At 43.3% G+C, this 14,741-nt stretch carries 12 protein-coding genes; 3 read left to right on the top strand and 9 right to left on the bottom strand.

Annotated elements, in window-relative coordinates; translation table 11 throughout:
• Nucleotides 1-70: 70 nt before the first annotated feature.
• The 5 genes from MKX75_RS14930 to MKX75_RS14910 form a co-directional block, all read right to left on the bottom strand.
• On the bottom strand, nt 71-1,024 hold the full coding sequence (locus MKX75_RS14930) for a family 43 glycosylhydrolase (RefSeq protein WP_339165840.1): 954 nt from the start codon (nt 1,022-1,024) through the stop codon (nt 71-73).
• Nucleotides 1,005-2,720: a discoidin domain-containing protein gene (locus MKX75_RS14925; protein WP_339165839.1), complete on the bottom strand. Its 1,716-nt coding sequence runs from the start codon at nt 2,718-2,720 to the stop codon at nt 1,005-1,007. Before MKX75_RS14925 ends, MKX75_RS14930 begins: the two co-directional genes overlap by 20 nt.
• Nucleotides 2,721-2,790: 70 nt before the next feature.
• Nucleotides 2,791-4,476, bottom strand: coding sequence for a hypothetical protein (locus MKX75_RS14920; RefSeq protein ID WP_339165838.1), 1,686 nt, complete (start codon nt 4,474-4,476; stop codon nt 2,791-2,793).
• A gap of 159 nt (nt 4,477-4,635) precedes the next feature.
• A complete protein-coding gene (locus MKX75_RS14915) occupies nt 4,636-5,505 on the bottom strand; it encodes a carbohydrate ABC transporter permease (RefSeq protein WP_047843039.1) in 870 nt (289 codons plus the stop codon).
• Nucleotides 5,506-5,523: 18 nt separating this feature from the next.
• A complete protein-coding gene (locus MKX75_RS14910) occupies nt 5,524-6,318 on the bottom strand; it encodes an ABC transporter permease subunit (protein ID WP_240768014.1) in 795 nt (264 codons plus the stop codon).
• A gap of 408 nt (nt 6,319-6,726) precedes the next feature.
• Here MKX75_RS14910 and MKX75_RS14905 point away from each other — a divergent pair, with 408 nt between their 5' ends.
• Together MKX75_RS14905 and MKX75_RS14900 are read left to right on the top strand one after the other, a co-directional pair.
• Nucleotides 6,727-8,436: a histidine kinase gene (locus tag MKX75_RS14905; protein ID WP_339165837.1), complete on the top strand. Its 1,710-nt coding sequence runs from the start codon at nt 6,727-6,729 to the stop codon at nt 8,434-8,436.
• On the top strand, nt 8,436-9,785 hold the full coding sequence (locus tag MKX75_RS14900) for a response regulator (protein ID WP_339165836.1): 1,350 nt from the start codon (nt 8,436-8,438) through the stop codon (nt 9,783-9,785). Before MKX75_RS14905 ends, MKX75_RS14900 begins: the two co-directional genes overlap by 1 nt.
• A 91-nt stretch (nt 9,786-9,876) precedes the next feature.
• On the opposite strand, the gene MKX75_RS14895 is transcribed toward MKX75_RS14900, so the two are convergent.
• From MKX75_RS14895 to MKX75_RS14880, 4 genes are all read right to left on the bottom strand, one after another.
• Entirely contained in the window at nt 9,877-10,446 is a 570-nt protein-coding gene (locus tag MKX75_RS14895; RefSeq protein WP_076333982.1) for a class I SAM-dependent methyltransferase, read from the bottom strand.
• A 214-nt stretch (nt 10,447-10,660) separates the two neighbouring features.
• Nucleotides 10,661-11,605: an ABC transporter substrate-binding protein gene (locus MKX75_RS14890; RefSeq protein WP_339165835.1), complete on the bottom strand. Its 945-nt coding sequence runs from the start codon at nt 11,603-11,605 to the stop codon at nt 10,661-10,663.
• Nucleotides 11,606-11,668: 63 nt separating this feature from the next.
• A complete protein-coding gene (locus MKX75_RS14885; RefSeq protein ID WP_339165834.1) occupies nt 11,669-12,973 on the bottom strand; it encodes an NtaA/DmoA family FMN-dependent monooxygenase in 1,305 nt (434 codons plus the stop codon).
• A gap of 287 nt (nt 12,974-13,260) precedes the next feature.
• Nucleotides 13,261-13,752: a sugar O-acetyltransferase gene (locus tag MKX75_RS14880; protein WP_339165833.1), complete on the bottom strand. Its 492-nt coding sequence runs from the start codon at nt 13,750-13,752 to the stop codon at nt 13,261-13,263.
• A gap of 45 nt (nt 13,753-13,797) precedes the next feature.
• On the opposite strand from MKX75_RS14880, the gene MKX75_RS14875 reads away from it, so the two are divergent.
• Nucleotides 13,798-14,043, top strand: a complete 246-nt coding sequence (locus MKX75_RS14875) for a MerR family transcriptional regulator (protein WP_339170480.1) — start codon at nt 13,798-13,800, stop codon at nt 14,041-14,043.
• Nucleotides 14,044-14,741 lie beyond the last annotated feature (698 nt).

The following is a 14,741-nucleotide window of genomic DNA, read 5'->3' as shown; positions in this document are numbered from 1 at the left end:
CAAAAAGACTTTGAACCTTCATTCTCTGTAGGATCAAAGTCTTTTCTCAACAATCGTTTTATCGTTCAAATTATCGTTCAAAATGAATCAAATGTGCGTCCTCTCCCAAAGATAAAGTGCAATAATGATTCAGAATCGGAATGTCCCCATGGAACTCAATGGGTAGTACCACATAGCTGGACTGAAAGTAATCCGATCCGTTCCAGCGATCCGAAAAGTACAGGTAATCCTCCTCTGATCGCTTCAGCACAAACGCTGGTTGCGTTCGATATGTCGTTTCATCGCCAAAATCGCTGAGCATCCCCCATGGACCATCCATCATATTAGCCATCACGTACTTCCCTTGATTGGGAGCCCAACCCGTGCAAAATGAGGTCACCATATAATACTTCCCGTTCCGCTTGAAGACGGCTGGCGCTTCTCGATATTCCCCCTGCCATAGCTTTCCGACAAGGCTTTCGACATTCAGGTAATCCTCCTGCAGACGATAGATGTGAAGGTCCGCATTGTCTCTGGCAGCCGAAATAAAATAAGCCGTTCCATCATCATCCTGAAAGAGTGTGCAGTCACGCGACATATAACCATATGGATTAAAGCTGCCATGATACACGAAATGACTATCCGGAGAATCCGATGTGGCAATGGCGCATGCGGCATCGTTGTAATTATTACCATTCTCATAGTGAACCCAGAGGACGAACTTCTTTGTCACCGTGTTGAAAAGCACTTTAGGCCGTTCAAGATTTACCTTTCCACCTTTATCGTTCACTAATGCCAGATTCGTCCGAACTCGAATGGGTGCAGCTGGCGTTGAAGTCGTCAGGATATGGTTCCGAAACTCCCAGTTGAATAGATCTTTGGAACGGTAACAACTCACATATATATCTTCTCTACGGTCTTCACCATACCAGTAATAATAATCGTCATAAAACAACATATGTCCACCATGGGCATGGATCGGCTGACCACTTGAATCATTCCAGATGCCGCCATTGGTTAATTGATTATTCTGCGCTTGTTCCAAATATCTTCACCTCCCATAGCCTTGGCGTGTACCAATTGTTAGGGTTGTTGTGGAGCGTCGCATTTTGCATATTAATTCGTACATACCTGGCAGCAGTGCTCGATAGCGTATCTGAGGTGAAACCGTACGATGTATTGTTGGTTCTATCCAATGCCACGGTCCAGTTTACATTATCCGTGCTGGTCTCAATTTTGTATTTGTAAAAACCTTCGGAGCCTTTTTGCATCCACCAGGAGATTTGCACATTATTTAACTGTTGAACGGAGCCGAGGTCGACCTTCCACCAATGTGGCCAGGAACTGCCTGTGCCGATCCATTCGGTTTGATAGTTACCATCATTCGCATAACTTGCCGGGTTCGTTCCGGAGGCCGTTTGTGCTGTTGCAGGTTTACCTTGTGACAGCAGTTTTCCATTCTGAACGGGAACAACGACATCATCGCTGGTGTTGTACAAGACTTGATCAAAATAATCATAAAATGCATAACCATCAGAGAACCAAACGGGAAGCAGTCGTTCCTCCGTTGTTCCATTTTGCGTACCTGCCCAGCCGAACATCCAGCGATACGCAACCATAACCACGTTGTTACCTGTATCTGGCTTCACCCGCATAACGGAACCCGACTGCGCCGAGAAGGTTGACGTGTTGCCAATAGTCCGTAATTCAGACCAATTTCCGTCTATGCTATTTGCTGATGAATACAAAGGTATACTCGGATACCAACCTGCCGCTTGGGAAGAGAACAAATAATAAATGCCATCTTTTTTGATCATCTTGGGAAGTTCTCTGTGTTGATTTTGATATATAACAGAAACTTGATGATCCACATCCAGCCAATCGGAGGTTAACTTATACAAAATCGTATCTGAATTATTATTAGCCGTAGAGATCAGATAAGCCGAATCATCATCATCTTTGAAAATGGAGATATCCCTTGATTGGTTTCCTTCCGGTCGAAAGCTTTTGTGAAATGTAAAGTCTTCTCCAGGCGTAGCTGAAGCCACAGATACTCTGGCAAGTGTGTAATCTGTACTGTTCTCATAGTGAGCCCAAAAAACAAATTTGTTCGTGGGTGCATGGTAGAGGATATTGATCCCCTCAAACTTAGAATTCGCCAGATCGGGATGATCTGTGTAGGAAAGGACCACTTTATCGTTACCGTATGTGATGTCATCCGTTGATGTCTGTTGAATCATTTCTCCAAAACCACCAGTTGGTTTTTGTACAAAGTTAAACCTGTAGTAGGTATCCCCCACTTTAAGTTCATTCGGGAGCATAAGCGTTGATTGCGTTGTGTTATCAAAAGTTGTGAGGTCCTCTGGAAGGCTGTAAGGGGTATATTCTGGCGAGACAGCGGAGGTTAACAAGGAAGTTCCGCCATATCCCTTCACTTGGTATTTGTACGAGCTACCTATGTTGAGGTCATAATCATCCGTCGTTGTACCGGTTAGGGTCTGTAATAACGTATAAGGCGCATTGTTCTCGGATCTGTATAACTCGTATGCAGTCGCTCCCTGGACAGGTGCCCAATGGATTTTGGCATTGGATACTTCCGATTCATTCTTCAGCACAAACAGTGTTGCAGCAATATGGGTCTCTTCACCAGCAGCGTGAACGGTTTGAGCTGAGGACGTTAAATGAACAGTTAACAACATCAATGCAATGACGATAGCCATCCACGATTTACCTTTGATCATGTCTCATCATCTCCTTTTTTAGAGACCAACCTTCCTGTTGCCGGAAGGCTGATCCAGGTGAAACTTGACGTTATTTCAAATTCATCAGTGTCATTACATCCGTCTCGCTGGCTTGGTTGTACCATTCGTTAACTTCTTCAATCACGGTGTCTCCGCCTTTTTCATGCCACTGTTTCACAAAGGTATCAAATGCTTCAAGCGGCTCATTGCCATATATGATTTTGGTAAACGTCTCTTGTTCCATGGTGGTCAACTGTTCCCACACATTTTGCATCGTTGGCGTTGGTGGACCGTTAAACTCATTTGGCAGTAAAACATCCCTGTTTTCATACGAAATCCGGTATCCATCCTGCGTCGTTTGATCTTTTGAAGCGCTTTGAATGAGGACGCCCGTGTCGGCTTTAACTCCATTCGCCAGATCGTAGTACGATTGGCCGGGACCATCAACACTCGGAGTATTTTTGGTAAATGCCATTTTCCCGACACCTTGCACAGCTTCTAATGGTGTATTGAATTTCGTTGGATCGAAAGTGACTTCATCGTTGACGATATCGTAATCATACCCCTGAGCGTAGCCGAATTTGAAATCTCCGGTGCTGAACGCCGCGTCGTACATTTTATCGTAGTACAAGAAGAAGGCTTCCATGTTCTGAAAATCCTTGTTAAACATGAACACACCATCGTTCAACTGGGCGGATTGATAGGTCTTATCACCGTTCACGCCCTGAATGGTCGGATAAGCACTAATTTTTGCACCCTCCACATTTTTCTCTACGTCCTTCACACTGTCGTACAGCCAAGGACGACCAATGATGATACCAGCTTTCCCCTCCGTAAAATCAGACAGTGCATCCCAGGCCCCTTGGGTGGCCAATTCTTTGTTCAAGTATCCTTCTGCATACCAATCGCGTAACTTGGCAAGTGCCTCTTTGTTGCCAGGAGCCACAGATCCATAGGTGAGTTTGCCATTGTCGTTATGCCATTGTCTTGGAAGATGTTTGCCCGTGTATGCGCTGAAGATCATGACTGGATCGCTGACCCAGCCTGTATTGTAGGAATCTTTACCTGAAAAAGTAAAGCCGTATGTGTCTTTCTTGCCGTTCCCATCTGGGTCCTCATTAGTGAACGCCGCGATGACTTGTTCAAACTCATCGATCGTTGTTGGCGCTTTCAAATTTAACCTGTCTAACCAGTCCTGGCGAATCAGCATGACTTCGCCTTCCGTCAGATTCGGCGCGATCGCCATCCCGTAGACCTTGCCCTCCCTAACCACTGGATTGAAGGTGGTCGGGTATTGTTTGTATATTTCTTTTATCCGGTCAGGCATGTAGGTTGAGATGTCTTCCGTAATCTCCTTGACCTGCCCCGACTCGATCAGATCATTGACCAGCATGGTATCATAGACGGGCAGAACGTCGGGCAACTTCTCGGAACCTGTCAGTGCCAGCCGCAGCTTGGTATTATATTGTGAAGCATCACCTCCCAGCAGGGTGGTTTGGATTTTAATACCCAGGTTCTGTTCGCCCCAACGGGTCAACACATTGTCATTCAACGTCTCACCATTGATGTACTTTCCAGCATTCTCATCCTGTTGTTTGGCGATGGTGATCGTAAATGGCGGATCATATTTACCGTCTTTAAGCACCGATGCTGGTGCGGTTTCGGAAGCAGTCTCCCCTTTGCTACAGCCAGCCACAAGAGCAGCCGACAGCATAACCATACTTACCATTTTCCATAAATCGTTTCTTTTCTTCATGGAAACATGCCCCCTTCACTCATACTCAATTTGTTTTCTATATAAGTTCAACTAATTGCATATTTACACTGACACTCCGATGACAGAACAACCTTCTGATCGCTGTTATCGTGTAAATTTTAGTTGAACATATATAGATCTAATTTTTCGTCACAACAACTATTCTTTGACGGCTCCTAGCACGATTCCCTTAACGAAATAACGTTGTAAAAATGGATAGACCAAAATGATCGGTAGCGTGCTGACAAAAATTTGAGCTGCCTTGATGCTTTGCTCTGACATTGCCGCCACCTCGGACTGGCTCATCGCCATATTTTGCATGTTGCTCTGCACGACGACCGTCTGTAAAAACGAAGCCAGTGGATACTTGCTCGCATCTGACATGTACAAAATCCCGTCAAACCAGGAGTTCCAGTGCCCCACCATAATGAACAAGGATACGGTTGCGATGCCGGGCAGAGATAATGGTAAATAGATTTTGCTGAGGATTACGAAAAAGGACGCTCCGTCAATGAATGCCGCTTCTTCCAAGGCTTTGGGAATCGTTTTGAAGAAGTTGACGAGAAGAATCAAATTATAAGCACCGAAAGCTCCTGGCAGCACAAGTGCCCAAATTGTATCCTTTAATCCAAGGGCGGTGATCAATATGTAAGAAGGTATCAATCCCCCCGAGAAGAGCATGGTAAAGATAAAAAACCACATGAGCACGTTGCGTCCCCGGAATTCTTTGGATAGGGCATATCCTGCACAGGTAAGGATAAACATGCTGATGGTCGTACCCAAAACGGTCCGAGTGATGGATGTCAGCATGGCACCGTTGAAGTTGGAATTATTGAACGTTTTGATATAGGCATCCACGTTGAACCCGACCGGCCAAAATGAAACCATATTACCGCTAATGGCCGCTTTACTGCTGAGCGATTGCGCGAGCAAATGAAGCAGTGGAAGGAAACACGCCAGACCCGCCAGTATCATGAATGCGTAATTAAAATAGGAAAATACTCTATAGCCTGTCGTCTTATGGTACATGATCCCTCTCCCTCCTTGTTAGAATATTTTGTAATTGGCGTATTTATAGGCCAGCCTGTAGGAGACAACGATCAAGATCAAGCTAATTCCCGATTTAAACAGTCCTACTGCGGTCCCGAACCCGTATTGCCCGTTTAACAAGGATGAACGGTAGACATAGGTATCAATGATATCTCCTGTACTGTAGACAAGCGGATTGTACAGATTGAAGACCTGATCAAAGCCCGCATCCAGAATATTGCCCAGACTCAGCGTAGAAATGACGATAATCATAGGCAACATGCTAGGCAAGGTGACGTAACGAATTTGCTGCCGGCGTGTGGCGCCATCGATCTCAGCCGCTTCGTAATAAGAAGGATTAATCCCAGCAATGGTCGCCAGATAGACAATCATGCCGAAGCCGAAGCTCTTCCACACGTCGCTGATTACAACCGTGAATCGAAACAGATCAGGATCACCCAAGAAGTAAATGGGATCGTTCCCGAAAATCCGTGTCAAGATGTGATTGATTCCTCCGTCTAATCCGAGAATATCGATCATCAACCCCGCGACCGTAACCCAAGACAAGAAATGCGGCAGATACACCAGTGTCTGAACACTTTTCTTAATGCCCATATTTCGGATCTCGCTCAGCAGAATAGCCATGACGATCGGAACGATAATACCGACGATAATTTTGGAAACGGCGATAATCAACGTATTAATGATCGCTTGTGTGGCTTCTTTGTACTGGAAAATTCGTTCGAAATTATCTAACCCGATCCACCGTGAACCTGTGATGCCCAGCCATGGTTTATAGTCCTGAAATGCCATGAGCAAACCTACCATCGGGCCATAAGAAAAGATGCAGACAAACACAAAAGCGGGAATACACAGTACATACAAAGGCCAGCTTTTCTTGAGTTCCTTTTTGAATGAAGTTCGCTGGGGAAGCTTTGTTTTTGTTTTTTTTGCGGATCTGGCGGGCACAATCTCGTTAATGTTGCATACCTCCTCTATGATGGCTCTTCGAAAGCGATCCTTGAAGATAAGCTTAACAAAAGCGCTTTCACTCCAAAATGCCAAAATTTCAAGATCATCACCCCACGCTGAACCATTTTAAAACCGCTTTCATTTATCGCGGAAGCTGCCCTTCCGCTTTTCGAAGGTTTGGCTTATATTAAAGTTAATCCGATATGGATGTTAAACTTCTACGTTTGTCGATTATGAAAGGAAACGCATATGATCAGGAAAATGTATATGAAGCGATTCATCTATTTCTTTGTTTTTTTTCTGCTGCTGACGTTGAGTTTGTTTTTCGTGATGAACCGATTGAGCTCCAAAACACTTGAAGAAAATCTGATCAGCGCTTCCAAAAACCAGCTTGATTATGTGAAAGGCATTCTAGACGGGATTATATACGAGGCTAATATGTACGGGGTTCAGTATGCAGCTGACAGTGATGTGCGGTTCTATCAGAGGCATGTTATCGAGCTGAGCAATTACGATTCCCAAATGAAAAAAAACGATATCGTGGATCGCTTGCGGCAAACGCTCCTTTCCAGTCGATCCATTGAATCGATCGGCATTTACTGGAAGACTGAAGAAGCGTTTCTGTCCACGAACAATACCCAGGAGGCAAGACTTCCGTTCAAAGATGTTCATGAGCGCGGATGGCAAATCGTCGGTAACAGCTTGTATTACTTTGCCCTCTACCCTTACATCCAGAAATCAGGACAAAATGAACCGACTCAGTACGTGGTTGGTGTAAAGCTGAATACGGATTATTTAAAAAGCCTGCTGAAAAAGGCTGTGAATAACGACAGCTCGAACGCTTTTTTTCTTTTTGCCCCCGAGCAGTTATGGAGTGAGAAAGAAATTGACACCAATCTATTGAAAGCGGTTACTGAAATGATTTCGCCCCAGCCAGAAGTCACTTTAAAATACGATTATCATACCAATTCGGATGACTACTATGTTCTTTCGCGATATATTGAATCGATCGACGGTTACCTGATTACATATACACAGACGAACGATTTTTTGCAACCGCTTGACCGCAATCGCAAAGTGTTCTTTGCCAGCATTTTAGCCGTGTTCACGCTTGGTCTGGTTGTAATCTTTACGTTTTATCGGAACTACTACCGTAATCTCCGTTTGTTGGAGAGAAAGTTTTCACAGGTCGAGCAAGGCAATCACAACACGCGGATCACCGAGAATACGGGCAAAGAGTTTTACAGCCTGTTCAGAAGTTTTAACCATATGGTTACCGAAATCCAGGATCTGTTCGTATCCTTGAAGACTGAAACGGAACTGAGACGAGGTGCGGAACTTCAACAACTTCAAGCTCAGATTAACCCTCATTTTTTATACAACAGTTTGTTTTTCATCATGTCGGTGGCTCAGTTTTCACCTGATTCTGTCATGCGCATGAGCAAGCATCTAGCTGAATATTATCGTTATTTAACCAAGTTGGACCGGCATGAAGTGACGCTGGAAAGCGAGCTCCAGTTTGCGGAACATTTCCTGATTATTATGGCTCTCAGCAAAAAAATGGAGTACAGCATTGATCTGCCGCCAGAATTGGCCTCCCTTCCCCTCATGCCGCTGATCATCCAGCCCGTGGTTGAAAATGCAATTCAACATGGAATTGAAGGACAACAAGGTGCCCATCGGGTGACGATTGATGTCAAACAGACGAAAGCTGCGATAACGATCAAGGTATCCGATGACGGCAAAGGTCTGTCGCTGAATGATATCCGCAGCCTGGAGGCTCGGCTTGAGAGCGATACCCCGCCTGAAGGAGTTAAAGGCGTAGGGCTCTGGAATGTAAATCGGCGTCTGAAAAATACGTACGGCGAACGTAGCGGGCTACATTTTGCTACGAATGATTGGGGCGGCTTTTCCGTCTCGCTGCTCATCAGCATACCCGAGGTGAAAGGAGATAACTAATGCGATTATTAATTGTGGATGACGGACATTATGTCGTTGAGTATATGAAGCACTTGCTCGATTGGAAAACCTTCGGCATTCATCAGATCGAGACGATGACCAATTCGATTGAAGCCCGGGACATGTTGACTCAAAACCATATCGATATTCTGATCACTGACATACGAATGCCCGAGGTGTCGGGTATTGATCTGCTTCAACATATCCACCAACATAGCTTGCCAACCAAAGTCATCATCCTTTCCGGCTACTCCGAGTTCGAGTATGCACAGCAAGGAATCCGTTTAGGTGCGCTTGACTATCTGCTCAAACCTGTAGACAAAGATGATGTGGAGAAAGCCATGTCTAAAGCCATCAAGAATATTACAAAGACACGGCCCGCTCAACCTATCGCATGGGAGAACTTTGATGGATTGGGGTATCTGCTTTCGCTGCTAGGTCAAAACGAGACATTAAGAAAGCAATATGATTCTTATACTGATTTTTTAGGGGAACACCGTTTTTGCTACTTCAAGCTGGAGGGTTTCACAAAAGAACATGAGGATGTTATAAAACGTGATGTCGCAGACAAATTGGATTGTCTCGTTTGGGCTGCTGGTACCCGACTGGTCGCTCTTGTTCCGGAAGAAGTTGCTGGGGGACTGACTATCCAACTGGAGCAATCGGTCGTGTCGCCTCCCTTTTTATTGACTGACCGAAACGTGACCCGGCAGATGTTCTACAGGTTCTTCCTTAATGAGGACGTACACACAGAAGATTTTATTAGCATATTCAACCATTCTCCATCATGCGGTGATTGGGAGTCGGCGGGAAATATCATTAAAAAATATGATCAGATCCATCTCCGAAAGCAAAAAATAATCTTTCTCATGGAAACCATTCTATATGTATATCTGGCGGATAAGGATCACGATACCTCTGAAACCGTAGATTGGATGTTCAATCAGTTAGAGCAACCTGATGAACTATGGTCAACTCTCATGGATCGGGTCAGTCGGATCAGAAACAACAAACAGATGTCCATCCAAACTATCGTCGAGAAAGTGCAAACGTATATCGAAGACCATCTGTCACATGGTCTTAGTCTGGATGAGTTGGGGAAAGTCGCACATCTACATCCCGTTTACTTTTCCAAACTGTTTAAACAAGAGACGGGCGAAAATGTGTCAAATTACATTTCTAAGAAAAGGCTGGAGAAAGCTTCTCAACTGCTTCAAGATTCGGAACTCCGTGTCAACGATATAGCACAAATGGTCGGTTACAGAAAAAATCAGTATTTTATCCAGTTGTTTAAAGTGGAATACGGGGTCACCCCTTACCAGTACCGCAGGAATATGATCCACAAATAAAACTGTAGATGCAGTTAGACCACATCATTTACATTGGCATGTAAAGGTAGAAGCCACTCACTAGAAATGGAGTGGCTTCTACAAATTGAACTTATTTATTCTTTTGTGCAATGATGATATAGACGGGTTGGTTAGCAACTTGCGTCGGTGAATGAAACGTATCAATAACAGAGAAACCTGCCTTAACGATTTCCTCTTTCATTTCATTCGATGAAACTCTTGGTCCAGTAGGTACAGTAGGCACCTCTGACTTCTCTAATTCAATACACAAAAAGATCCCCTTGTCTTTTAATACTCTGTGGATTTCATCCAGTACGATTGAAAGAGGTTGAACCTCGTGTAACGATATGGAAGCAACAGCTTTCTCGAATCTTTCGTTCTCGAGTGGCATTTCTTTAAAATTCGCGGCAGTGATTTCAATATTCGTTATGCCTTTCTCCTTAGCTTTCATCTCCAGATACTGTAAAATATCTTCATCATAATCAAATGCAACTACGTTTTTTACATATTTGGCAAAAGCAAAGCTTATATAACCTGTACCAGCTCCAAGATCTAATAGTTCGTCCTCTTTATTAAGCTGTATGAACTCAAATAACTCCTCTGCCGGGAACCTCTCAATATTCTCCAAGTGCTCAATTTTTCTTTGTACTTTGGGATTCATTTTCATACTCCTCGTCTAATCGTATTTGTAAGAACATTCCGGGGCCCTTATTTGGGATCTATATTAAAGATATAGTTTATCTTTAATAACTATAATGTATGGGGCAAGATTTGTAAATAACGAATCCATGGCGAAAAGAAAACCCGCAAACCTTTTGGCTGCAGGTACAAGAAGAAACGTAACTTATTCACACAAATCTGTCCACATTCCCTATCTATTGTTCAGCCAATTTCACAAAATATTCTGAAGCCAAACGCACAGCCAGGATACTTGCGCTATTGAGGGAATTATCAAAGATAACAACATGGTTGTTTTTTACCGCTTCCAATGACTTCCATACCTTTGAAGATTCCTTATCCTTGACTGCTGCCTCTGCGACGTCAATACGATGCTGGATAATAATATAATCGGGATTCATGCTGGAAAGCCCCTCTAACGTAAGTGATTCTCCTCCCTCAGGATATCCCTCTGGTGCTAATAATCCAAAGCCTGCAGTTTGATTGTAGTACATCGTGTTTTTAGATCCTTGCGCATTAAAATTGGATTTTCCGTCTACCCGCAACAAGGCAAAGGTTTTATTCTCAAGTGTACTTAATTGCTCTTTCGTGGATGCTATCATTTCTTGTGTTTCCTGAATCAATTGTTCCGCAAGCTCCTCTTTACCAACAATCTGAGCACAAAGCATGGTCGTTTTTTCCCATGTGTCGGTGTAGTCGATTAAGACTACAGGTGCAATCTTGCTCAACTCATCATATATGGTATCCACGGAACCCTTAAAGGTTACAATGACATCAGGGTTAGCCTCCATAATCTTTTCCAGATTCGCTGAGTCACTACCCAAGTCAATAATCTCGGCAGATCCGGCGTAAGGCTGTAATGTAACGAACTCCTTCATCGCTTCTGCCGCGCTTGTTGATGCGATTGGAGGCGTATCCAAAGCAAAAAAGTAATCTAAGTACAAAGGATGAAGCACCGCTATGCGCTCTGGTCGCTTCTCAAGCACCACTCCATTTTCACTAGCATCCTGAATGGTTCTTGGCCATGCCTCCCCCTCGCTCTTACTGGTTTCAGGTGTAACGGTGCTGGACGTTTGGGAACATCCAGCCAGTACTCCTGTTAGTATCATTAATGCTGCAATCCATCCAATTAGTCTGTTCATATGGCTCCCCATTCGATAAGTTATTAATTATTTTATACCACTGCTTCATTAATGATCGATCTATTAAATCCCTAGGTGATCTCGTAAAGTAGCTCCCTCGTAGTCGCTTCTGAACATTCCTCGTTCGACCAACTTTGGAATCAACTGTTCAAAGAATATCTCCATCGATTTTTCTGAACCGCCCGGCAACGCTATGAATCCATCAATCGCACCAGCCTCAACCCGCTCGATAATATCATTCATTACAGTCTCGATGGTCCCCACAGATACCCAATGGGCTGATCCGACAACCTCCGGCCGATCCAGGATTTCTTGCACGGTAGGCTGATATTTTGTAATAAAACGGCGTAGCAACTCTGCATGTGTACGGCTGCGGACAGCTTGACTTGGATCGGGAAGCATTTCAGCAATTACGCGTTGATTCAAAGGACAACTTGTTAGATCAAGTCCCATTACCGATTGGAGTGAGGCACGTCTGCGTTCAAGAGTTAGATGCGAATGCGCAGCCTTATGCAACTCAAGCGCTTCTTCATACGTATCGCCCAGGAAAAAATATAGACCCGGCAAAACTTTGATGGCATTTGGATCGCGCCCATGTTCTACCGCTCTTCTTCGCAAATCATTCCGCAATTCCACTCCTGATTCAAGATCAGGCATTGCTGCAAAAATAGCATCCGCGACGGAAGAGGAAAAATTCCGCCCGATATCTGAAGCGCCAGCTTGAAACAAAGGAATGCTTCCGGATGGATGAGATGGTAACGTTAGCGGCCCTTTTACATTGAAAAATTCACCAGAATGATTAATGGCAGTCACTTTATCCTTATCTGAGAACAGGCCTGACTTGCGGTCAATGACAATGGCTTCATCCGGGAAACTTTCCCAAAGCTTGCATACGACTTCCGTAAACTCCATGGCCTTAGCATATCTCTCTTCCGGTGATGGCATAGGTGAATTGCCGAAATTATCGGCCCCTTCAATAGAAGTGACAATATTCCAGCCTGCACGTCCATTGCTTAGCCAGTGTAAAGACTGAAGTTGTCTGGCAACAACATATGGTGGATTGAACGTGGTAGAGATCGTCGTAACCAGTCCAATCCGGTTCGTTTCTCGAGCGATTGCTGCAAAGAACAGCGTAGGATCCGGACTGCCAAAGTTGGAGGAATCGCCTAACATTTGCGGGCTAATGTACAGATAATCCGCTCTGAAAAGAAAATCAAGCTTGAACTTCTCTGCTATTTTTGCCCACTGAATGTAGTAGTCAATGGTTCCTGTATGCTCCACTCCGCTATCCGGGTGCCGCCACCCGTCACCTTTATTCCATGTTGCATTTAAGGATAATCCAATACATAATTTTCGATCTGAAGTCATGTTTACCAACCTTTCGTTTCGTTGATTTGCTCCTAAGAGACCTGAGGTAAAACTTTAGCTCTCATAATTAATAATGATTCTCATTATCAGAAATAAAGTTTAGCAAGAATTCAGCTCCATTTGAATGCACAAGTGACGAATTGGATATGCATAATTATCTAATCGAAATCAGAACAAGCTCTTGTCCTCGCCACCTTAGATAGGAAATTACATGGATGAAACAAAAAAAAGCCGCTTGAATAGCGACTTGAATGATACTATGTTCTTGTCCCGCGACATGTGATAACCTACGATTCAAGCTCTTTGATTACTTTGGCAGGTACACCCCCAACAACACAATGATCAGGGACATCCTTGGATACAACAGCGCCCGCAGTAACAATTACATTGTTTCCTATCGTTACACCTGGTAGAATTACACAGTTCGCTCCGATCCAAACATCATCCCCAATCGTAACGGGTTTCGTAATGGACAACTTCTCTCTTCTTCCTTTGGCTGTCATCGGATGATTTACTGGAGAGATCGTAGTGTTAGGGCCTATCATGCAATAATCCCCAATCGTTACTGTGTCGACATCAAGAATTGTAACGTTGTAATTGGTCAGAAAATCTTCCCCCACATGAATATTCTTACCCACATCGCAATTGAACGGTGGCTGCATATAAACTTTAGTACCACATGAACCAAATAATCTGCGGATTACTTCTTGTTGTTCCTGGATATTTACAGTATCAATTTCATTGAATTTTTTACATAGACGAGTTGCATTTTCTTTCAATGAAGCAATCTCTGGATCTAAAAAGCAAAACGCTTCCCCAGCAAGATATTTAAAATCGAAGCTCATACGATACGGTATTATGAACAAGAAGGATTACTGCCGTTCGTTGAACGTGATCAAGGTGGAAGAAGAGTTTTTAACGAAGGGGACTTAAGTTGGTTGGATCTGATTACTTGTTTGCGGATTATGAATATATCTATTGCAGATTTGCGAAAGATCGTTGAGCTTACTCAAGAGGGAGATTGGACGATTCAGGCAAGAAAAGAGATTATTTTAGGAACACAAAGCTAAATTAATGGAAGAGCAACATAAATTAGACAAAGCTTTTAAAAAAATAGCAAAAAACTCGATTACTTCGACGATCTTGAAGAAAAGTATGTGGAAAAACAAAGTCAACGTAATGGCAATGCAGCATTAGAATAAGTTGAAAAATCAACTGTTCTTCGATTGCAAAGGACAGTTGATTTTTTGTGAGTCCAACCCATAATTACTGTTCTTTTCGTTTAAAAAACATTTTGCCAACAATAAGTCCCATACCAGTTGAACAGATCAGATATCCAAAGAATAAGAAAAGTAAATAAACCCCATGAAGATCTGCAGGAATCTGCTTTAAGCCTTCAAACCAAGCTAAACGAAAAGGATACAGAATTACTACCCAAATGATCAGCAAGAAAAGAAGAAAATTAATTATTTTTAACACAATAACGATCCTTTCAAGTCCGAGTGGAAACAGTCGGAGATATACGCTACATCGTTTATTTCGTATACCTTAACGCTGCCTGCACTATGATAGTTAGCTTATGTATTCGTGTTGATATGTTGAATCTATAAATAATTACTAATTATATTAGGAAACATTAGAGGGATTTCTTATTTCTTCAGTGAGTATAACAAATAAAGGTAATATAAGCACACAAAATTAATTTTGGTAATTCTCCAAGCTAATACAAACAATCTACTCTTAACTAACGTTGAAGATAAGTGTAGAA

The sequence above is a fragment of the Paenibacillus sp. FSL R5-0341 genome (assembly GCF_037975235.1).
GTDB lineage: Bacteria > Bacillota > Bacilli > Paenibacillales > Paenibacillaceae > Paenibacillus > Paenibacillus amylolyticus_A.
The sequence above is the reverse complement of the archived record's forward strand: the minus strand, read 5'-3'. Positions and strand labels throughout refer to the sequence as shown.

What these genes read in the sequence shown, in the direction of transcription:
- MKX75_RS14925 (WP_339165839.1), bottom strand. Translation starts at nt 2,720, where the DNA reads ATGATCAAAGGTAAATCGTGGATGGCTATCGTCATTGCATTGATGTTG.
- MKX75_RS14920 (WP_339165838.1), bottom strand. Translation starts at nt 4,476, where the DNA reads ATGAAGAAAAGAAACGATTTATGGAAAATGGTAAGTATGGTTATGCTG.
- MKX75_RS14915 (WP_047843039.1), bottom strand. Translation starts at nt 5,505, where the DNA reads ATGTACCATAAGACGACAGGCTATAGAGTATTTTCCTATTTTAATTAC.
- MKX75_RS14910 (WP_240768014.1), bottom strand. Translation starts at nt 6,318, where the DNA reads ATGGCATTTCAGGACTATAAACCATGGCTGGGCATCACAGGTTCACGG.
- MKX75_RS14905 (WP_339165837.1), top strand. Translation starts at nt 6,727, where the DNA reads ATGATCAGGAAAATGTATATGAAGCGATTCATCTATTTCTTTGTTTTT.
- MKX75_RS14900 (WP_339165836.1), top strand. Translation starts at nt 8,436, where the DNA reads ATGCGATTATTAATTGTGGATGACGGACATTATGTCGTTGAGTATATG.
- MKX75_RS14895 (WP_076333982.1), bottom strand. Translation starts at nt 10,446, where the DNA reads ATGAATCCCAAAGTACAAAGAAAAATTGAGCACTTGGAGAATATTGAG.
- MKX75_RS14890 (WP_339165835.1), bottom strand. Translation starts at nt 11,605, where the DNA reads ATGAACAGACTAATTGGATGGATTGCAGCATTAATGATACTAACAGGA.
- MKX75_RS14885 (WP_339165834.1), bottom strand. Translation starts at nt 12,973, where the DNA reads ATGACTTCAGATCGAAAATTATGTATTGGATTATCCTTAAATGCAACA.